Annotated in this window: 16 protein-coding genes and 1 pseudogene; 15 read left to right on the forward strand and 2 right to left on the reverse strand. The window is 60.2% G+C overall.

What is annotated here, in order from left to right:
• Positions 1-27: 27 nt before the first annotated feature.
• Positions 28-1,497: an aldehyde dehydrogenase family protein gene (locus tag AB7M26_RS19855; RefSeq protein WP_429376301.1), complete on the reverse strand. Its 1,470-nt coding sequence runs from the start codon at positions 1,495-1,497 to the stop codon at positions 28-30.
• 408 nt (positions 1,498-1,905) lie between these two features.
• Here AB7M26_RS19855 and AB7M26_RS19860 point away from each other — a divergent pair, with 408 nt between their 5' ends.
• From AB7M26_RS19860 to AB7M26_RS19930, 15 genes and pseudogenes are all read left to right on the forward strand, one after another.
• The gene (locus AB7M26_RS19860; protein WP_429378171.1) at positions 1,906-3,231 is read left to right on the forward strand and encodes an NAD(P)/FAD-dependent oxidoreductase; all 1,326 of its coding nucleotides are present in this window, start codon (positions 1,906-1,908) and stop codon (positions 3,229-3,231) included.
• Positions 3,232-3,595: 364 nt separating this feature from the next.
• Positions 3,596-4,264: a haloacid dehalogenase type II gene (locus AB7M26_RS19865; protein ID WP_030128895.1), complete on the forward strand. Its 669-nt coding sequence runs from the start codon at positions 3,596-3,598 to the stop codon at positions 4,262-4,264.
• Positions 4,265-4,300: 36 nt separating this feature from the next.
• Positions 4,301-5,575, forward strand: coding sequence for an NAD(P)/FAD-dependent oxidoreductase (locus AB7M26_RS19870; protein ID WP_123494851.1), 1,275 nt, complete (start codon positions 4,301-4,303; stop codon positions 5,573-5,575).
• 86 nt (positions 5,576-5,661) lie between these two features.
• A complete protein-coding gene (locus AB7M26_RS19875) occupies positions 5,662-7,308 on the forward strand; it encodes an ABC transporter substrate-binding protein (protein ID WP_123494850.1) in 1,647 nt (548 codons plus the stop codon).
• Between the two features lie 46 nt (positions 7,309-7,354).
• Positions 7,355-8,311 (forward strand): ABC transporter permease, encoded by a 957-nt coding sequence (locus AB7M26_RS19880; protein ID WP_123494849.1) that lies wholly within the window; start codon positions 7,355-7,357, stop codon positions 8,309-8,311.
• Positions 8,308-9,180, forward strand: coding sequence for an ABC transporter permease (locus AB7M26_RS19885; RefSeq protein WP_123494848.1), 873 nt, complete (start codon positions 8,308-8,310; stop codon positions 9,178-9,180). The genes AB7M26_RS19880 and AB7M26_RS19885 overlap by 4 nt, the downstream gene beginning before the upstream one ends.
• A 1-nt stretch (position 9,181) precedes the next feature.
• The gene (locus AB7M26_RS19890) at positions 9,182-11,026 is read left to right on the forward strand and encodes an ABC transporter ATP-binding protein (protein ID WP_123494847.1); all 1,845 of its coding nucleotides are present in this window, start codon (positions 9,182-9,184) and stop codon (positions 11,024-11,026) included.
• The gene (locus AB7M26_RS19895) at positions 11,023-11,331 is read left to right on the forward strand and encodes a (2Fe-2S)-binding protein (RefSeq protein WP_048393142.1); all 309 of its coding nucleotides are present in this window, start codon (positions 11,023-11,025) and stop codon (positions 11,329-11,331) included. The genes AB7M26_RS19890 and AB7M26_RS19895 overlap by 4 nt, the downstream gene beginning before the upstream one ends.
• Positions 11,313-12,689: an FAD/NAD(P)-dependent oxidoreductase gene (locus AB7M26_RS19900; RefSeq protein WP_123494846.1), complete on the forward strand. Its 1,377-nt coding sequence runs from the start codon at positions 11,313-11,315 to the stop codon at positions 12,687-12,689. The genes AB7M26_RS19895 and AB7M26_RS19900 overlap by 19 nt, the downstream gene beginning before the upstream one ends.
• Positions 12,686-13,855, forward strand: a complete 1,170-nt coding sequence (locus AB7M26_RS19905) for an NAD(P)/FAD-dependent oxidoreductase (protein ID WP_429385838.1) — start codon at positions 12,686-12,688, stop codon at positions 13,853-13,855. The genes AB7M26_RS19900 and AB7M26_RS19905 overlap by 4 nt, the downstream gene beginning before the upstream one ends.
• Complete coding sequence (gene argE, locus AB7M26_RS19910) at positions 13,852-15,009, forward strand: acetylornithine deacetylase (protein ID WP_123494843.1); 1,158 nt, start codon at positions 13,852-13,854, stop codon at positions 15,007-15,009. The genes AB7M26_RS19905 and argE overlap by 4 nt, the downstream gene beginning before the upstream one ends.
• A 187-nt stretch (positions 15,010-15,196) precedes the next feature.
• Positions 15,197-16,420: pseudogene (locus tag AB7M26_RS19915) on the forward strand (nitrate- and nitrite sensing domain-containing protein); the annotation flags it as partial.
• Positions 16,415-17,278: a methyl-accepting chemotaxis protein gene (locus AB7M26_RS19920; RefSeq protein WP_429378173.1), complete on the forward strand. Its 864-nt coding sequence runs from the start codon at positions 16,415-16,417 to the stop codon at positions 17,276-17,278. The pseudogene AB7M26_RS19915 and the gene AB7M26_RS19920, both read left to right, overlap by 6 nt.
• Before the next feature lie 156 nt (positions 17,279-17,434).
• Positions 17,435-18,892: an NAD-dependent succinate-semialdehyde dehydrogenase gene (locus tag AB7M26_RS19925; protein ID WP_429376309.1), complete on the forward strand. Its 1,458-nt coding sequence runs from the start codon at positions 17,435-17,437 to the stop codon at positions 18,890-18,892.
• Between the two features lie 41 nt (positions 18,893-18,933).
• Positions 18,934-20,013 carry a tartrate dehydrogenase gene (locus AB7M26_RS19930; RefSeq protein ID WP_429376311.1) on the forward strand — a complete coding sequence of 360 codons (1,080 nt, stop codon included), beginning with the start codon at positions 18,934-18,936 and terminating at the stop codon, positions 20,011-20,013.
• Between the two features lie 409 nt (positions 20,014-20,422).
• On the opposite strand, the gene AB7M26_RS19935 is transcribed toward AB7M26_RS19930, so the two are convergent.
• The gene (locus tag AB7M26_RS19935; RefSeq protein ID WP_259698662.1) at positions 20,423-21,088 is read right to left on the reverse strand and encodes an aminotransferase class V-fold PLP-dependent enzyme; all 666 of its coding nucleotides are present in this window, start codon (positions 21,086-21,088) and stop codon (positions 20,423-20,425) included.
• Positions 21,089-21,113 lie beyond the last annotated feature (25 nt).

Consider the following 21,113-nt stretch of genomic DNA (forward strand, 5'->3'; position numbering starts at 1 on the left):
CGCCTCATGGTAACCCCGACGAAATCTCTATCGTTCGCCGCCAAACCCAATGATTGCTTTGGTTTCCAGATATTCCTCGAAACCATAGACACCATACTCTCGACCGTTTCCCGATCGTTTGTAGCCGCCGAATGGAGCCATTGGATCCCAGGCAGGGTAATTCAGATGCACTTGTCCGGCGCGGATACGAGCGGCAACGGCGCGTCCAAGATCAAGGTTCTGAGCCTGAACATGGGCACCCAGCCCGTATACCGTGTCGTTTGCGATTGCGATCGCTTCATCGACGGTCTCATAGGGAATGATGCACAGCACTGGACCAAAAATTTCTTCCTGGGCGATCCGCATGGCGGAATTCACCTCGGAGAAAACAGTGGGTCGGGTGTAGAAGCCCTTTTCATAGCCCTGTACGCGCCCTGGTCCGCCGCAAACGAGTTTTGCGCCCTCGTTCAGACCTGCCTCGATCATTGATTGCACGCGATTGAACTGTGCTTCGTTGGCAATGGGGCCCAGCACCGTCTCTTCCAAACGCGGGTCACCCACGATGATTGCATTGGCAGTTGCCGCGGCCAGCGACTCGACCTGGGCCAGTCTGTCCTTTGGAACGATCATTCTTGTCGGCGCGCTGCACGATTGTCCTACGTTGCGAAACGCAGACATCACTCCCAGCGGGACGGCTTTGGCGAAATCGGCGTCGGGCAGCAGGACGTTCGGGGACTTGCCCCCCAACTCTTGCGTGACGCGTTTCACCGTATGGGCGGCCGCCTGGGCGACCAGCGCGCCCGCGCGGTTTGAGCCGGTGATCGAAATCATATCGACATCCGGGTGCGCCGCCATGGCTGCGCCGACCTCGGAACCACTTCCATTCACAAGGTTGAACACGCCCGGTGGAAGGCCTGCGTCATGCACCAGTTGTGCGAAAAGAAGGGCGCTCAATGGCGACAGTTCGCTGGGTTTCAAGACCACTGTGCAGCCGGCAGCAATAGCCGGGGCGACTTTTGCGGTGATTTGATAAAGCGGCCAGTTCCACGGAGTGATGAGACCGCAGATGCCAATGGGTTCGCGTTCAATCGCGGTACTGCCTTCAATGGTTTGGAAACGATAGCTGGACAGCAGATCCCGTGCGACCCGAACGTGTTCGGCCGCGAGGGGCACTTGCATTGCCCGTGCGGAACCGATGGCCGCGCCCATCTCGAGAGAGATCGCCTGGGCAAGCACTTCTTTTCGTTCAAGGATCAGGTCATAGATCTTTCCAAGGAAAAGCGCGCGCGCTGCTGCCGAGGTGGCAGACCAGCCAGGAAACGCTGCACGAGCTGCAGCGACTGCCCGATCAACATCCTCGGCGGAGCCCTGCGCGACGTGCGCAACAACCTCTTCAGTTGCCGGATTGACCACCGGCAAACTGGCCGGGATTGCCGGGGAGGACCAACAGCCATTGATATAAAACGTGTGAGACGTTTGCGGATCAACGCTGTAGCTATACGAAGATTGTGTGGTCATCCAACTAGCTCCTTAGAGCGGTAATTAGGCACTGCGAGCAGCAGAGGGTGGTTATCAATAAGCTAACAAAGCGGCCCAGACAAAATGTGCCGTTCTTTAAGTTTGCAAGGGATAATCTGCTGTATCTGCAAGGCTAACTTTGCATCAATGTGATGGGGTGCAAAGCCTGGCGATCATGGAGCAGCTGATCGTCCCACAAAGTCTGCTGGGCAAGCCGCGTAAAACAGTGGTTTGTACCAGACAGCCTATGTTTTTAGCCGTTTATGCGTGGTCGCATGGTGTTGTAATAAATCCGTGATGCAGCATTGCGCCGATGTTTCTGGAACGGAGCAACTGCTTGCCCTGGTCGCAATCTTCCGCGAATGGCCGGCGCACCAGCGACCCCGGCCCTCAATGGACATCCTGGAAATGCCTGCACCTTTAACTTCCGTAGAGACGAATTCTGAACTTCCGACGGACGCTGACGTTGTCGTGATTGGCGGCGGCATTGTCGGGACTTTTGCTGCCTATTACCTGGCCAAGCGCGGCATGAAGGTCGCATTGGTGGAAAAAGGACGTGTCGGTGCTGAGCAATCGAGTCGAAACTGGGGCTGGTGCCGTCAGCAGAATCGAGACGCTCGTGAGCTGCCGATGTCGACCAAAAGCCTGGATCTGTGGGAGCAGTTCGCCGCAGAGACCGGTGAGGACACGGGATTCAAAAGATGCGGCTTGCTCTATCTCAGCAACAACGAGAAGGAACTGGCCGGCTGGGCACGGTGGGGTGAATTTGCCCGCACTGTCAATGTAACAACCCATATGCTGACCGCGGAACAGGCCGCTCAACGCGGCCGGGTGACTGGTAAGCCCTGGAAAGGCGGGGTCTTTTCACCGAGCGACGGTATCGCGGACCCATCCCGTGCGGCCCCGGCGGTCGCACGGGCCATCATCAAGCTTGGGGGCACCGTGCACCAGGGGTGCGCAGCACGTGGCCTCGAGACCGAAGGTGGCCGGTTGTCTGCAGTCGTTACCGAGAAGGGCACCATTCGCACGAAGCACGCGGTGCTCGCCGGGGGAGCGTGGGCGTCCTCTTTCTGCCGTCAGTACGACATTCGATTTCCCCAGGCGACCATTCGCCAGACGGTGATGTCGGTTTCCAAGGGCAGCAAAGAAATACCGGATGCGCTCCACACAAATGACATCTCCATGACCCGTCGTTCTAATGGAGGGTTCACGCTGTCCATCAGTGGCAGTGGACGCGTTGACCCCACCCTGCAACTTCTGCGCTTCGCCCCGCAGTTCCTGCCGATGTTCCAGCGTAGATGGCGCAAGCTTGCGCCCGGCGGACTGCAAGGCTTCCAGTCGGGTCATGAAGGCCTGGGTCGTTGGCAGCTGGATCAGCCAACGCCGATGGAGAGAATGCGAGTTCTTGATCCGAGGGCAGACGCCAAGATCGTTGAATTGACTTACAAGCGCGCGCTGGACCTGGTCCCGCTGCTGAAGGCGTCGACAGTCACCGGTGCCTGGGCAGGCTACGTGGACAGCACGCCTGACGGCGTCCCGGGGATCGGCGAGATGGCGACCCTCCCTGGCCTGGTGCTGGCGGCGGGGTTCAGTGGCCATGGCTTCGGCATCGGCCCTGGGGCTGGCCACTTGATCGCCGACATTATCAGCGGTACCGAGCCCCTGGTTGATCCTCGTCCCTATCATCCGGATCGGTTCCGGTCTTCGGCGTGGGGCAAGGTCGCGGAATTCTGAGGAAAGGCCGCGTCACTCACTCGTAAAAACAATAAACGGGCGCATTCCTCAGGGGGATGCGCCCGTTCTCGTTGCGCAGGCAGATTCTGCCGCATGTCGGGTTCCGAGTCGCTCGCCGGTGCGCTATAACGGCCCACAAAGCTCAGAAAAAGGGGGGCTGCGCCCGAGTCTGGAGCGTCCCGCACAGTCTGCTGAGCAAGCCCTGCAAAACGGTGGTTTGTGCCACACAACCTATACTTTTAACGATTTATGCAGGGTCTCTTGGTGTTGTAATAATTTCGTGATGCAGCGTTACCCCGATGCTTCTCGAACGGAGTAACTGCTTGCCCCGTCATGACCTCAACCATCATTCAGGACTGCACTCATGAGCTTTCTTCGACCCAAGTTTATTACCTTTGACTGCTACGGCACGTTGACCAACTTTCAAATGGGAAACATGACGCGCGAGCTGTTCGCCGATCGTGTCCCTGCCGGGCAGATGGATCAGTTCGTCAAGGACTTCTCCGCCTATCGTCTGGATCAGGTGATGGGTGACTGGCGGCCGTATGATGAGATTATCAAGACCTCTCTGGCGCGGGTCTGCAAGCGTTGGGGCATCGAGTACAAAGGCGAAGGCCAACTCTACTATGACGCCGTACCGACGTGGGGCCCACATGCCGACGTGCCGGCCGGCCTGGCGAAAATCGCCGACAAGATTCCGCTGGTGATTTTCTCCAACGCGATGGACGAGCAGATCATGTCCAACGTCGACAAGCTCGGCGCGCCCTTCCACAAGGTCTTCACCGCCCAGCAAGCCCAGGCCTACAAGCCACGCCTGGCTGCCTTCGAGTTCATGCTCGATAACCTCGGCTGCGGGCCGGAGGACGTTCTGCACGTGTCCTCGAGCTTCCGTTATGACCTGATGTCGGCCCACGACATGAAGATCAAGCACAAGGCCTTCGTTGCTCGTGGTCATGAACAGCCGGCGAATGCCGTCTATGGCTACCACCAGATCCCGGATATCGGCGGATTGGCCGGTTTAGTCGGTCTCTGAGTCTCAGGGCACTCTTCAAGGCAAAAGGGGATAGACATGGGCAGTGAGTCCTATTGGCTCGATACCGCACCGGTATTCACCGGTGCTCAGCTCGGTGCGTTGCCCGAGCAGGTCGATGTGGCCATCGTCGGTGGTGGCTTCACCGGCCTGGCGGCGGCCCGGGCCCTGGCCTTGAAGGGGGCCAGTGTGGTGGTGCTGGAAGGTGGGCGAGTGATTGGCGAAGCGTCAGGGCGCAATGGCGGTCAGTGCAACACCGGCGTTGCCCAGGATTACGCGGCACTCAGCGCCAGCCTCGGCGCTGATAAAGCGCGAGCCTATTACCTGGCCTATGAAAGCGCCGTGCAGAGTGTCGTCTCGCTGGTAGAGCAGGAGCAGATTGCCTGCGACCTCAAGCGCAATGGCAAGCTCAAGCTGGCCGCCAAACCGATGCATTACGAAGGCTTGGCGCGCACCTGCGAACTGATTCGGCGGGAGGTCGATGCCGAGGTCGAGTTGCTGTCTGCACAAGAGGTCCGTGCTGAAGTCAACTCGGCTCAGTTCCATGGCGGTTTGCTGCAGCGCAACGGGGTGCAGATGCATGTCGGGCGCTTCGGTGTCGGTCTGGCCGAGGCGGCCGCACGTCACGGTGCGTTGATCTTCCAGGGCGTGTCGGTGACGGACTGGAAAGCCCGCGCCGGCGGCTATCAGGTCAATACCACCAAGGGTTCGTTGCACGCCAAACAGGTCCTGCTGGCTACCGGCACGTGCCAGCAGGGCGGATTGGGTTGGTATCGGCGGCGGATCGTGCCGGTGGGCAGTTTCGTGATCGCCACTGAGGTGCTACCACAGGCCTTGATCGACAGCTTGCTGCCGGCACACCGTTCCTATGTCACCAGCCGCATGATCGGTAACTACTTCCGCCTGACGCCGGACAACCGCTTGCTGTTTGGCGGCCGTGCGCGGTTTGCCATGTCTGACAGCGTGTCCGACGCCAAGAGCGGCAAAGTGTTGCAAGCGGCGATGGTGCAGATGTTCCCGCAGTTGGCTGGTGTGAAGATCGATTACTGCTGGGGTGGGTTGGTGGACATGACCTCCGATCGGTTGCCCCGGGCCGGCCAGCATGGAGGTGTTTATTACTCCATGGGTTACAGCGGTCATGGCGTACAGATGTCGGTACACATGGGGCAAGTCATGGCCGAGGTCATGGCCGGCAAGGTCGAAGCCAATCCCTGGCGCGAACTCGACTGGCCAGCCATTCCCGGGCATTTCGGCAAGCCCTGGTTCCTGCCCTTGGTGGGTGCGTATTACCGCCTGCAGGACTACCTACACTGAGTTCAAGGTATTTGCTTTACGTTTCAACCACACACGATTAATCGCGAGCACTCGAGCCTTATCATTTTTCGAAAGGTAGAACTGACATGACTGACAACAAAAACAGTATCGACTCCCAGTTGATCACAGGGAAAGAAAGTCTGCGCATTTTCGAAGGGCTCAATCGCGGCATGTCACGCCGCAATGCATTGCAAATGTTGGGGTTGGCAGGGGTGGCCGTCGCGGGCGCCGGCAGCCTGTTCGGCGCCGCCGGCAAGCTGTTTGCCGATGATGAAGCCGCAAGCCCTGGCAAAGGCAAACCTGGCGGTCGTATCCGCGTCGCAGGCTCGTCCAGTTCCACCGCCGATACGCTGGATCCGGCCAAAGGTTCGTCGTCCACCGACTACGTGCGCCATTACATGTTCTACAACGGGCTGACGCGTTTCGACAGCCATATGGTGCCGCAACTCGAGTTGGCCGAGCGTATCGACACCACTGACGCTACGCTCTGGGTGATCACCCTGCGCAAGGAAGTGGTCTTCCACAATGGCAAGCCTCTGACAGCGGCCGACGTGGTGTTTTCTCTGTTGCGGCACAAGGATCCAATCACCGGTTCCAAGGTCCTGCCGCTGGCGTCGCAGTTCGCCGAAGTCAAGGCCAACGGCACCCATGAAGTGCAGATACAGTTGAGCGGCCCAAATGCTGAACTGCCATCGGTGCTTGCCATCTCTCACATGTTGATCGTTCCCGAGGGGACGAGCGATTTCAGCCAGGGCATCGGCACCGGTCCGTTCAAGGCCAAGGAGTTCAAGCCCGGGGTGCGTTCGATTGGTGTGCGCAATACCGATTACTGGAAACCCGGTTTGCCCTATCTGGATGAAATCGAATTTATTGCCATTGCCGACGAGCCGTCGCGAATCAACGCCCTGTTGTCGGGCGACGTACAGATCTGCAACGAAGTTAACCCGCGCTCAACGATCCGTATCAAGGCCAGTCCCAAGCATCGAGTCGTGGACTCGCCGTCGGGTAACTACACCGACCTGATCATTCGTCAGGACCAGTTGCCAGGCAAAAGCCCGGAGTTCACCGAGGCCATGAAGTTGCTGCTGGACCGGGAGCAGATCAAGTCGGCGATATTCCGTGGCTTCGCCAGGGTCGGCAACGATCACCCGATCGCACCCGGTGCGCGCTTCTACAACGCCGACCTGCCGCAACGTGCCTACGACCCGGAAAAAGCCAGGTTCCTGCTAAAAAAGGCCGGTATGGAAAGCATCACCATGCCGCTGATGTGCTCGCCTGCCGCGACCGGATCGGTGGACATCGCCGTGCTGCTGCAGCAGTCAGCCAAACAGGCCGGGCTCAAGCTCGACGTCAACCGCCTGCCGAGCGATGGCTACTGGTCCAACCATTGGGCGAAGCACCCGCTGAGTTTCGGCAACATCAACCCGCGGCCCAATGCCGACATGCTTTTCTCGCAGTTCTTCCAGTCGACAGCACCCTGGAACGAGTCAGGCTGGAAAAACGATCAGTTCGACCAGTTGCTGGTACAAGCCCGAGGTGAAACCGACGAGGCCAAGCGCGGCAAGATGTACGCAGACATGCAAACCTTGGTGCATGAGCACAGCGGTATCGGCGTGCCGGTGTTCATCAGCAACATCGATGGTGCCGATCAGCGAGTCAAAGGCTACGGCACCAACCCTCTGGGCGGTTTCATGGGCTACATGTTTGCCGAGCAGATCTGGCTGGATGCTTGATGAACGTCGGGTTTTTGCTGCAGCGACATTGCATGAGGATAGGGTGATGAATAGCAACACACTGTGGTTGATCGGCCGGCGCCTGGGCGCGGCGATCGTGACCTTGTTGATGGTGTCCATGGTGGTTTTCGCCATCACGGCGGTGCTGCCGGGAGACGCGGCACAACAGTCTCTGGGGCAGTTCGCCACACCGGAACAAGTGGCAGCCTTGCGCTTGAAAATGGGGCTGGATCAGCCGGGTGTGTTGCGTTACCTGCACTGGTTGATGAACTTGCTCAGTGGTGACATGGGGCAGTCCGTTTCCAACGCCATGCCGGTCAGCGAGTTGATGGCCGGGCGGGTGCCTAACACCCTGATGCTGGCGGCCGCCACGGCGCTGGTATCAGTACCGGTGGCGTTGATCCTGGGCATCGGTTCGGCGATGGGGCGGGGCGGGCGCATCGACGGTTTCCTCAGCTTTTTGACCTTGACCATGGTAGCGGTGCCGGAGTTTCTGGTGGCGACCCTGGCGGTGCTGATATTCGCGGTGAACCTGGGCTGGTTGTCGGCGCTGTCGTACGCCAGTGACATCACTTCACCCTGGCAATTCATGCGCACTTACGCGTTGCCGGTGATGACGCTGTGCTGCGTCATCGTCGCGCAAATGGCACGCATGACCCGGGCGGCGGTGATCGATCAGCTCGACAGCCCTTACGTGGAAATGGCCCGGCTCAAAGGCGTGAGCAAGATTCGAATCGTCCTGCGCCATGCCTTGCCCAATGCCATCGGGCCGATTGCCAATGCCATCGCCCTGAGTCTTTCCTACCTGTTGGGCGGGGTGGTGATCGTCGAGACGATCTTCAACTACCCCGGCATCGCCAGCCTCATGGTCGATGCAGTGACCAACCGCGACATGGCACTGGTTCAAGCCTGCACCATGTTGTTTTGTACGGCGTATCTGACGTTGGTGCTGATTGCCGACCTGTGCGCGATTCTTTCCAATCCGAGGCTGAGAAATCAATGAACAATCTCATTGTGAAATCGCCGGCTACTACAAAATTAGCGCTGGGCAAGGTTTCCCACGGATCGTCCTGGCTCGGCCTGATCGGTGCCGCGATGTGTGTGATCTGGTTGCTGGTGGCCATCTTCGGCCCGTGGCTGGCGCCACATCCGGTTGGGGAAGTGGTCTCTGATAATGTCTTCGACAACCTGAGTGCTGCTTACCCGTTCGGCACCGATTACTTGGGCCGCGACATGCTCAGCCGGATCCTCGTCGGTGCACGATTCACTGTCGGCCTGGCGTTGATAGCCGCAGTATTGGCCAGCGGGTTGGGGACCAGTTTTGCGTTGCTGTCGGTGGTTTCACCAAAGTGGCTGGATGAGCTGATCAGTCGCCTGATGGACGCCTTCATTTCGATCCCCAGCAAGATGCTGGCACTGATCATGGTCTCGGCCTTCGGCTCCTCGGTCATCTTGCTGATCTGCACGGCGGTATTGAGCTTCACCCCGGGCGCGTTCCGTATCGCCCGCAGCATGGCGGTGAATATCGAAGCGCTGGAATACGTGCAAGTGGCCCGTACTCGCGGCGAGCGTCGGCTGTACATCGCCTGCGTGGAAATCCTGCCGAACATGCTCAATCCGGTGCTGACGGACCTGGGCTTGCGCTTCGGTTTCATCGTTCTGCTGCTCAGCGGCATGAGCTTTCTGGGCCTGGGTGTGCAACCGCCGGATGCCGACCTCGGCTCGCTGGTGCGCGAGAACATCGGTGGCCTCAATCAGGGAGCACCGGCCATCGTGATTCCGGCCCTGGCCATCGGCACACTGACCATCGGTGTGAATCTGTTTATCGACCGGCTGTCGTCGCGACGTAGTCGACGTTCGGGAGGCCATTGAAATGAGCGAATTGATTCGAGTCCAGGACCTGCGAGTAGTCGCCTGTGGCGAACTCGGCGAGGTGGAAATCGTCAAGGGCGTCAGCTTCTCCCTGCAAAAGGGTGAAGTGCTGGCATTGATCGGTGAGTCTGGTTCCGGCAAGACCACCATCGCCCTGGCATTGCTCGGTTATGCCCGGCGCGGTTGTCGGCTGGCAGGTGGCGTGGTGCAAATCGGCGAACACGACATGCTGGCGTTGAGCGAAAGCGAACTGCAAGGCTTGCGCGGCAATCGGGTGTCATACATCGCGCAAAGCGCGGCGGCGGCGTTCAACCCGGCGAAAAAACTCATCGACCAAGTGGTGGAAGGCGCGTTGATTCATGGCCTGGGTAGCCGGGCGGAGCTTGACGCCAAGGCCATCGAGTTGTTCCGCGATCTCGCCCTGCCAGACCCCGATCGCATCGGCCAACGCTATCCCCATCAAGTCTCCGGCGGGCAACTGCAACGGGTGATGGCGGCCATGGCACTGATCAGCGATCCACTGCTGGTGGTGCTCGACGAACCGACCACGGCACTCGATGTGACGACCCAGATCGACGTGCTGCGTGCCTTCAAACGGGTGGTGCGTGAACGTGGTGCGACGGCGGTCTATGTATCCCATGACCTGGCCGTGGTCGCGCAGATGGCTGACCAGATCGTGGTGCTCAATGGCGGCCAGATCTTCGAACAGAGCGCCACCGGACCTTTGCTCAACGGCCCGGCTCATGAGTACACCCGCAGCCTGCTGGCGGCGGCGCGGCCGGACACGACGATTCGTCCGCCTTGCGGCATCGCCGAAGAGACGCCGCTGCTGACCATCCAGGGCCTGACCGCCGGTTACGGCAACAAGAACGCGCAAGGCATGCCGGCCATTCGCGTGCTGGAAGACATTGACCTGACGGTTCGCAGAGGCCAGGCCATCGGCGTGATCGGTGAATCGGGCTCTGGCAAGTCAACCCTGGCACGGGTGGTGGCCGGATTGCTGGAGCCCGCTCTCGGTGGTCTGACCTTCGATGGCCAACCCTTGGGTGGCAGCCTGTCGTCGCGCACCGACGAGCAGTTCCGACGCATTCAAATGGTTTTCCAGAATGCCGACACCGCACTCAACCCGATGCACAGCGTCAGTACCATTCTGAGTCGGCCGCTGAAGATGTATTTCGGCCTTAAGGGGGCCGCGTTGCGCGAGCGCATCGGCGAGCTACTGGATTTGGTGCGCTTGCCGCGAACCATGGCCGAACGCCGCCCGAACGAACTGTCCGGCGGGCAAAAGCAACGGGTCAATCTGGCCCGGGCCCTGGCCGCCAAGCCGGATCTGATTCTGTGCGATGAAGTGACCTCGGCGCTGGATACCGTGGTCGGTGCGGCGATTCTCGAACTGTTGCGCGACCTGCGTCAGCAACTGGGCGTGTCCTATCTGTTCATCAGCCATGACATCTCCACCGTGCGAGCGCTGTGCGACGACATTGTGGTGATGTACAGCGGCCACAAGATTCAGGCCGGCACTCGCCAGTCGTACGCCCAGGCGCCGTTCCATCCCTACACCGACCTGTTGATCCATTCGGTGCCGGAGTTGCGCCAGGGCTGGCTGGAGGGCTGTGGAACAACCACCTGCGGCACGCTGCCGCCCATTGGTGCAAAAGCCAATGTGCCTGGGCTGTGCACTTTCCTCAATCGTTGTCCGGTGCGGGTTGACGGCCTGTGCAATTGCGTCCCGCCGGACCGTCGGTTGATTGTTGGCGGCAGTGAAGTCCTTTGTCATCACGACAGTGCCGAGTTGCTGAAAACCCAGAAGGATGCCAACAGCTTGACCACGGGAGCCTATGCATGAACGGGCGTTTCGTAAGGCTGGCCGAACAGGGCCGGCCCACCGTCAAACTTCAGGTAGACGGCAAGCCCATCGAGGCGCTGCAGGGCGATACGCTGATGGTCGCGTTGCTGACTCAGGGCTCGGCGCTGCGCCAATCGGAATTCGATTCGGGCCGGCGCGCCGGTTTTTGCCTGATGGGCGCGTGCCAGGACTGTTGGGTCTGGACTCGCAGCGGCGAACGTCTACGCGCCTGTTCCAATGAGGTCCGTGAAGGCCTGGACATCGTCACCACACAACCGGAGGCGATATGGCCACTGCGCGGATAGCCATTATCGGTGCCGGGCCGGCCGGCATACGTTGTGCCGAAACCCTGGTCGCCGCGGGTTTCAAGCCCATCCTGATTGACGAGAATCGTCGGGATGGCGGGCAAATCTACCGTCGCCAACCCGAAGGTTTTACCCGCGATTACGCCACGCTGTATGGCACTGAAGCCGCCAAGGCCAACGACCTGCACCAGAGCTTCGACCGCTTGCGCCGGCAGATCGACTATCGCCCGGACACGCTGGTATGGAACCTGACGCCGGGGCAACTGTGCTGCGTCAGCCAGGGCAAGCACTCGACGGTGGATTACGACGCGCTGATCCTGTGCACCGGCGCCACTGATCGCTTGATGCCGATCGAAGGCTGGCAATTGGCGGGCACTTACAGCCTCGGCGGGGCGCAGATTGCGCTCAAGTCCCAGGCCGTGTCCATCGGCCACCGCGTGGTATTCATGGGCAGCGGGCCGTTGCTTTATTTGGTTGCCAGTCAGTATGTGAAAGCCGGGGCCAAGGTCGCGGCGGTACTCGACACCTCGCCATTGAGCAAGCGAGTCGGCGCATTGCCCAAGCTGTTGGCACGCCCCGGCTTGCTGTTCACCGGGATGAAACTGCTGGCGCAGCTCTATCGAGCGAAAATTCCGGTGCACCTGGGCATTTCGCCGCTTCAAGTGCTGGGCGATGCGGCCAACGGTGTCAGTGGCGTACGCGTGCGCACGGCGAGCGGTGAGACTTTGACGGTGGATTGCGATGCCGTGGCGCTGGGTTATCACTTGCGCCCGGAAACCCAACTGGCCGACCTGGCCGGTTGCCGTATGCGCTTTGACGAGGCTTCCAGCCAATGGTGGCTGGCCGTCGATGAAGACGGCCGAACCTCGGTCAGCGGTGTGTATGCCGCCGGCGACGGTTCGAAAATTCGCGGTGCCGATGCCGCCGAGCACGCCGGAAGGCTAGTGGCCATGGCGCTGTTGGAGGATCTTCAGCAGCCGGTGAACATCGGGTTGCGCGACGAACAACGGCATGCGCTGGCGGTAATGGATCAGTTTCGTCTCGGCCTGGCCCAAGCGTTTCCCTGGCCGGCGGCGCAAGCCAAAGCGTTGCCGGACACGGCCATCGTCTGCCGCTGCGAAATGATCAGCGCGGGCGAATTGCGTGCCGTGGTCCGGGAAAAAGGCGCTTGTGAAGTCAACCGGGCCAAGGCATTCAGCCGGGTCGGCATGGGCCGCTGCCAGGGGCGTTATTGCTCCCAGGCGGGGGCTGAAGTGATTGCCGCGGCCGCCGGCGTTTGCGTGGAACAGGTCGGTCGTCAGCGCGGTCAGGCACCGGTCAAACCCCTTTCGATGCTCACCGAGGAGGTGTCGCCATGACGGTACAGAAAGCCGATGTCGTGATTGTCGGCGGTGGCATCATGGGTTCGGCGGCGGCATTTTTCCTGCGCCAGCGCGGGCAGTCGGTGATTCTGCTGGAGCGCGACCAGATTGGTCAGTACGCCAGTGGCGTGAACTTCGGCAACGTGCGGCGTCAGGGTCGTTACCTCGGGCAGCTTGAGTTGGCCAATCGCTCGTATGGGTTATGGAAACGTCTGCCGGAGCTGATCGATGACGACCTGGAATTCATCGCCAGCGGGCATTTGCGCGTGTGTTACCGCGAAGACGAGATCGCCGAGTTGCAAGCCTACGCAGACGCCCCTGAGGCGGAGCAGCTGGACTTGAAGATCTTTCGTGGCGACGAGTTGCACCAGCGTTTTCCGTTCCTCGGCCCGGATGTGAAGGGCGGCTCCTACGCTCCCCACGACGGTCACGCTAATCCGCGTCTGGCGGCCCCGGCGTTTGCCCGGGCAGCACGACGTCTCGGTGCGCGGATTGAAGAGCGTACTGAAGTGGCCGAGGTGCAGAAGGTCGGCGGCGAGTTCAGCATCAGCACCACCGACGGCCGCCAGTTCAGTGCCGAGCGCTTGTTGATTACTGCCGGCGCCTGGGGTCAGAAACTCTCGGCGCAGTTTGGCGAACCGGTGCCGCTTGAGACCAAAGGCCCGCAAATGGCCGTGACCGAACCGGTACCTTACGCCTTGCCGACGGTGATCGGCGTGTACACCAAAATTCCCGAGGAAGTGATCTATTTCCGCCAGATACCCCGGGGCAACATCATCATTGGTGGCGGCTATCGCAGCGAACCGGACATGCTCAACCGCCGGGCCTATGTCGAGCCGCGCAGCATTCTCAATCAGTTCGAGCAAATGCGTCGCCTGCTGCCGGGTGTCGGCAACCTGAACATCATTCGGGTCTGGAGCGGTATCGAAGGTTACCTGCCCGATTCCCTGCCCGTGATGGGGCCAAGCGGCACCGTTGATGGCTTGTTCTATGCCTTCGGTTTCTCCGGCCATGGCTTCCAGCTCGGTCCGGGCGTGGGCGACGTGATGGCCGAACTGATCAGCACCGGTAGCACCAGCACTTCGATTTTACCGTTCTCCATCAACCGGTTCGCTTCTTCAGCCGAGCAACGGACAACTGAGCAAAGGAGCAGGGCCTCATGAAACCCCGCGTGCTGGACATTCTCAAACGGCTGATGGCGTTCGACACCGTTTCTTCGGAGTCGAACATGGCCTTGATCGAGTACGTGCGCGATCTGCTGCTGACCAAGGGCATCGAGTCGTTGATCGTCAAGGATTGCACCGGTAAAAAAGCCAACCTGTTCGCCAGTACCGGTCCACGGGAAGTGCCGGGGATTTTGCTGTCCGGGCACACCGATGTGGTACCGGCGGCGGGGCAGGCCTGGACCTTCCCGGCGTTTCAGGCGACGGTTCAGGACGGGCGGATTTACGGGCGTGGCAGTTGCGATATGAAGGGCTTTATCGCGCTGGCGATCGACGCCATGCTCGATGCCGCCGACCATTCATTGAACCGGCCATTGCAACTGGCACTGTCCCATGATGAAGAGATCGGTTGCGTCGGCGTGCGGCGTTTGCTCGACGTACTGCACCTGGCGCCGGTGCGGCCATTTTTGTGCGTGATTGGCGAACCTACCAACATGCAGTTCGTGCTCGGGCACAAGGGCAAGGGTTCTTATCGCACTTACTGTCGCGGCCTGGAGGCGCATTCCTCGCTGGCACCGCGTTCGGTCAATGCGATTCATGTGGCGTGCGATTTCATCGCGGCACTGCGTCAGAGCCAGCAGCAACTGCAAGAGCAGGGCGCCCAGGATGCCGACTATGACGTGCCCTTCAGTACCGTGCATGTCGGGCAGATTGTCGGCGGCAAGGCGCTGAACATCGTGCCGAACCTCTGCACCCTGGATTTCGAAGTGCGCAACTTGCCGGCGGACGATCTGGATCAGTTTCTGGAGCAGATGCGCGAACGTGCCGAAGTGATCGTGCGCGAAGCTAAAAAGCTGTCCAGTGTGGCGGATATCGAAATTGAAACGCTGAACGTCTATCCCGGTCTCGATACCCACCCGAGCGTTGAAGCGGTGCGTTTTCTGAAGAACTTTGCCGCGCCGGATACCGGCACTGCCAAGGTTTCCTTTGGCACCGAAGGCGGGTTGTTCAAACAGCGGCTGGATGTGCCGGTTGTAGTCTGCGGCCCAGGCTCGATAGAACAGGCGCACAAGCCTGACGAGTTTATCGAGATCAGCCAGATGGAGGCGGGCGAGCACTTCCTGCAAGGGTTGTTGGGCTCGATGCGGTTTTAGAGTTCTGTTTGCCTATGCCGAATACTTGCACACCACGCTTGTGTCTCGGTTATGGCATGACGCCCGAGCTCGAGTTCACCCCTTCAATGTAGCTGACAGTGTGGGAAGTGCTGAGAAAGACTTCCCAGGCCTGACTGCGCCTATTCAGAAAACCGTTAGCCACTCGCAACCCTTCCGGAGTTTCACCATGAAAGTGCTTGAGCGCCTGTCATTCTCTGGCAAATTTGTCTTGCTCGGCTTGCTAGCCGTAACCCTTATTGCCATTCCAACCAGCCTCTACGTGCTCGGCGCCTATCAGAATAGCTCCCAGACAAACCAGGAGCTTCGCGGCATCCGGCCGGTGCAGGCATTGCTCCAGCTGATCCATTTGACGCAGCAACATCGCGATTTGTCATCCGTCGTGCTGGGCGGCAACCGGACTTTCCACGAGGCTCGTTTGAACAAGCAGGCTGAGGTGGATCAAGCCTTCGAGGCAACCGAGCGCGTGTTACAGGAGGCCAAGGTCAGCCCCGACATCCTGGCTGCCTGGGGACGGGCGCAGCAACAATGGCGTGAGCTGGCCGGCGAAGTGGGCCAGACCACAATCAAAGGTCCGCAGAGTCTGGCCCGACATAGCCAGTTGATCGCAGCCTGCCTGCTGATTGAGGATGCGTTGCTCGATCACTTCAAACTGTCGCTGGATCCGGTTCTAGAGACTTACTCGCTGATGGCGGGCGCCTTGATCGAGTTGCCGCAATCCACCGAGCTGTTGGGACAGTTGCGCAGTGCCGGTGGCCTGTATCTGGCGCAGGGGCGGATCCTGCCCGAACAACAAGGCGCATTGCGAGGCTTGGCCACCCAGGCGCTGAGCAGTGTTGACAAGACGGCACGTGCCTTGACCAAGGCGAGTGCCGCCGAGCCGGAACTCAAGGCTCTGCTGGAAGCGCCGCTAGCGGCGTTAGGTCCGCACATCCAGCAGGCGCTTGAACTCAGTAATGCGCGATTGGTATCGGCTGTCGAAATGGATCTGGATTTCGTGCCCAGTGCAAACCCCGCAGGAATTAACGAGCCTGCCGATGCCTTGTACGCGCTTAAGCTCAACTACCCGGTCGGCGACTACCTGACTGCTTACAACAAACCGGTTGATGCCTTGTATGCCCTTGGCCACTCAGCGCTGGCGGCGCTCGATGAGGCGCTGATGAAACGCCGCGACAGTGATCGGCAGAGACTCATCCTGATGTCTTCAGGTTTGCTGGCGCTGCTGTTAGCGGGCGGGACCTTGGCCACCTTGATCGTGCTGCGTCTGCTTGGACAGTTGGCGATTGCCATGGCGGCAGCCGAGCGTATCGCCAAAGGTGACCTGACCCAATCACTGGATGTCGTTGGGATGGATGAGGCGGCGCGGCTGCTGCAGGCGCTTGAGCGCATGCGGATAAACCTGCGCAATACCGTCAGGCAGGTGTTGAGTTCTTCCGAGCGACTGGCCACGACCTCCGCTCAGTTGAGCGCCGTGACCGATGACGCCACCCGTGGTGTGAGACGCCAGAGCGCCGAACTCGATCAGGCGGCCAGTGCCGTGACCCAGATGACGGGTGCGATCGAAGACGTTGCGCGCAATGCCGCCTGGGCCTCAAAGGTTTCCCTGGCAGCAGACCAGCGCTCGCGTCAGGGGCAGGAGAGCGTCAGCCGTACCGTCGGCGCCATCGAATCGTTGACCGAGGATATCGAGGATACCGCGGGAGCTCTGCAGACCCTGGCCGGCCAGATAGGTGATATCGGCTCGGTGTTGGATGTGATTCGCGGCGTTGCCGAACAAACGAACCTGCTGGCTTTGAATGCGGCGATCGAGGCGGCTCGCGCGGGCGAAAGCGGACGCGGTTTCGCCGTTGTGGCGGACGAGGTCCGGGCGTTGGCGCAACGCACCCAGGCATCGACCAAACAGATCGAGACGATCATCGATTCGGTGCAAAAAAGCAGTCATGGCACCTTGCGAGCCATGCAAAGCAGTAACGGTAAAACCCGGGAAACCCTGAAGGTCGCCCGAGCGGCAGGCGCGGCGCTCAATGCGATCGTCGATGACATCGCCCAGATCAACGAACGCAATCTGTGTATTGCAAGTGCCACCGAAGAACAATCCCATGTTGCCCGTGAGGTGGACCGCAACCTGCTCAATATCCGTGATGTTTCCCAACAGGCTTCGGCCGGGGCCAATCAGAGCCAGGCCTCTAGCCGGGAACTCGCGGGCTTGGCCAGCGAGTTGAACAGCATGGTCAAGCATTTTATCGTCTGACCGAGCTCGTCGTGTTCGATCATCACAAACCAACGGTAGAGCCTGCTGTCGAATGCCGATTTTCAGCATTCAAAGGCTGCTGGGGTGGCGCTTTCAGCATCCTCGTCCGGGACGACCCAATAGACTGAAGGCTGTCTCGGAACAGGACTCGACACCATGCTCAAGAATCGCCTGAAAGACCCCAGCCTGCTGGTAGAACTCGCTTACATCGACGGTCAGTGGATCAGCGCCGACAACGCCGCCACCCTTGACGTCATCGACCCGGCCAGCGGCCAGTTGCTCGCTCGTGTACCCGCGATGCAAGGCAGCGAAACCCGACGCGCCATCGAAGCCGCCGAACGCGCCTGGCCAGCATGGCGCGCACGCCCGGCGGCAGAACGGGCGGCGCTGCTGGAGCGCTGGTATCAGGCCATGATCGACAACCTCGACGACCTGGCGCTGATCATGACCTGCGAACAGGGCAAACCGCTGAATGAAGCCAAGGGCGAAATTCGCTACGGTGCCGGCTTCGTCAAATGGTTCGCCGAAGAAGCCCGACGGGTCTACGGCGAAACCATTCCCGCCCCCAGTGGTGATCGTCGGTTGCTCACGCTCAAGCAACCGGTCGGTGTCTGCGCCGCGATCACCCCGTGGAACTTTCCCAATGCAATGATCACCCGCAAGTGCGCGCCGGCCCTGGCCGCCGGGTGCACGATCATTGTCAAACCTTCTGACCTGACCCCGCTGTCGGCCCTGGCGCTGGCCGTACTCGCCGAACGGGTCGGCATTCCGTCCGGCGTGTTCAACGTAGTGACCGGCATGCCCGCCGGCATCGGCGAAGAACTGACCGGCAACCCGACGGTGCGCAAAATTTCCTTCACCGGTTCCACTGCTGTCGGTCGGCTGCTGATGCGTCAGAGCGCCGAACACATCAAGCGCTTGAGCCTGGAGTTGGGCGGCAACGCACCGTTCATTGTGTTCGACGACGCTGACCTTGAGCAGGCAGTGGCCGGCATCATGCTCAGCAAGTTTCGCAATGCCGGGCAAACCTGCGTCTGCGCCAACCGGATTCTGGTGCAGGACGGTATCTACGAACGCTTCGCCCAGCGCCTGGTAGAAGAGGTGGGCAAGCTCAAGGTCGGCAACGGCCTGGACGCCGACGTCAGCATCGGCCCGCTGATCAACGCGGCGGCGGTGACCAAGGTCGCCCGGCACATCGATGATGCCTTGAGCCTGGGCGCGCGTTTGCTCTGTGGCGGCATCCCCGAAGGCGACAGCCAGTTTGTTCAGCCGACGGTGCTCGGTGAGGCCCATGCCGGGATGTTGCTGGCCAATGAAGAAACCTTCGGCCCGGTTGCACCGCTGATGCGCTTTACCACGGAAGAAGAGGCGCTGGCGTTGGCCAATGCCACACCTTATGGCTTGGGCGCTTATTTCTTTACCCAGGACTTGCGCCGTTCATGGCGGTTCGGCGAGGCGCTGGAGTTCGGCATGATCGGTCTCAACACCGGGCTCATTTCCATGGAAGTCGCCCCATTCGGCGGTATCAAGCAATCGGGCCTGGGCCGTGAAGGCAGCAAGTACGGCCTGGATGAATACCTTGAAGTCAAAGCCTTCCACATCGGTGGGCTGTGATCCGGTCACAGTTTTGAACAGACATTGAGGAGAGCCGATTGATGAGCAAACCATTCAGAATCGCCGCGATTGCCGGCGATGGCATCGGCAAGGAAGTCTTGCCGGAAGGGCTGCGGGTACTGGAGCAGGCCGCGAAAAAATGGCAACTGGATTTGAGCATCGAAGTGCTCGACTGGGCTCACTGCGATTACTACCTGGAACACGGGCAGATGATGCCCGCTGACTGGTTCGAACAACTTAAGGGCTTCGACGCGATTTACTTCGGCGCCGTGGGTTGGCCGGACAAGGTGCCAGACCATATTTCCCTGTGGGGTTCACTGCTGAAGTTCCGTCGTGACTTCGACCAATACGTGAACATCCGCCCGGTGCGGCTGTTTCCTGGCGTGCCGTGTCCGCTGGCCGGACGCGAAGCGGGGGATATCGATTTCGTGGTGATCCGCGAAAACACCGAGGGCGAATATTCCTCAGTTGGCGGCAAGATGTTCGAAGGCACCGAGCATGAGTTCGTACTGCAAGAGTCGGTGTTCACCCGGCGCGGCGTGGACCGGATTCTCAAGTTCGCCTTCGACCTGGCCCAGACCCGGCCGCGCAAGCGCCTGACCGCGGCCACAAAGTCCAACGGCATTTCCATCAGCATGCCCTACTGGGACGAGCGCACGGCACTAATGGCGCAGCAGTACCCTGAAGTCACCTGGGACAAGCAGCACATCGACATTCTGTGCGCGCGGTTTGTGCTGCAGCCGGATCGTTTCGATGTGGTCGTGGCGTCGAATTTGTTCGGCGACATTCTGTCCGACCTGGGGCCGGCCTGCGCCGGTACCATCGGCATCGCGCCGTCGGCCAACCTCGATCCCGAGCGCCGTTTTCCATCGCTGTTCGAACCGGTCCACGGCTCGGCCCCGGATATCTATGGGCAGAACATTGCCAATCCGATTGCGATGATCTGGTCCGGCGCGCTGATGCTGGACTTCCTGGGCAATGGCGATGAGCGTTATCGCGCGGCCCACGACGGAATTCTGCAGGCGATCGAGCAGGTTATCGCCCAAGGGCCGATCACTCCCGATCTGGGAGGGCAGGGCTCGACCCAGGATGTTGGTATGGCGATCGCCGCATTGCTTTGAGCCGAGGCAACAACTGCTCAGCAGGAAGCTTTATTCATTCTTGTGTCTCACCCTTTTAGCCCGTCTCACTGCGGGCTTTTTTTTATTGCGCGCAAAACCCCTCTGATAGTCTCTGCTCATTGTGGCCTGCTGGGCGTCTGCGCAGGTGAAACCGCTGCGAACGGCTTTTTCCGGTGTCGCGAAGGATCAGCGAAGAGGAATCAAAGGAATGTGGAGGACGTTGCGCGAGGGCGTCTTGCCCGGAATGATCTCAACGGGTTAGTTGATGTACTCCGGTGAGGCGGGTAGCTGGGTTATACCTGGCTCAATGCTTCGGCTTTCTCTTCATGCAACGTCTCGACAAGGTCCTGGAGTTGGAAGGAGATGAATGCATTGAGCGCATGGCAATGTCGTTGATGGGGCGGGCGGGCTAGCTGCTTGCAACCACTTGCCGTAGTGCCTCGACGAAGCGGCACAGATCGCTCTTCTGCGTGTAGATGCTCGGCGATACCCGAAGTCCGCTTATGTGTCTGATCTGGCGGAACTTGACATGCACCTTGTGGGTTTTTCGAAGTTCCTGCTCAACCCATCGAGCATCGCATTGATCGATAGAGAACAGGCTTACTGCGCCCAGCTCGACGGTATCAAGTGGCGTGTGGAGCCTGAAACCGGGAATGTCTTTGGCGAGGTCAACCCAGTAGCGGGTCAGCTCCTGAAGACGCGCGTGAATGGCTCGCGTGCCGATTTGCGCATGGAAACGGATAGCCGGAGCAATGCCCGCTTGTATCGCCGAGTTGTAGGTGCCGAGATTCCAGTGGTCGAACTTGTCGATCTGGAGCGGCGGAGGGTCGAAAGGCCCCAGTAACGGCCAGGTGCTGTCGATTCGCTCGCGCCTGACAATGAGCATGCCATTGCCGACCGGCGCACCGAGCCATTTGTGGAGGCTGGTGACGAAGTAGTCGAAATCCAGTTCGCGGAAGCTGAGCGGCATCTGCGCAAACGTCTGGGCACCGTCCACCACCGTGATAATCGCTTGCATCCGGGCTAGCGCACAGATGCGTTTTACCGGTAGGACCCGCCCGGTCCAGTGCAGCATGTGGGTCACTGGAGCTTGGGCACTA

It is taken from the genome of Pseudomonas sp. F-14 TE3482, from assembly GCF_053629455.1.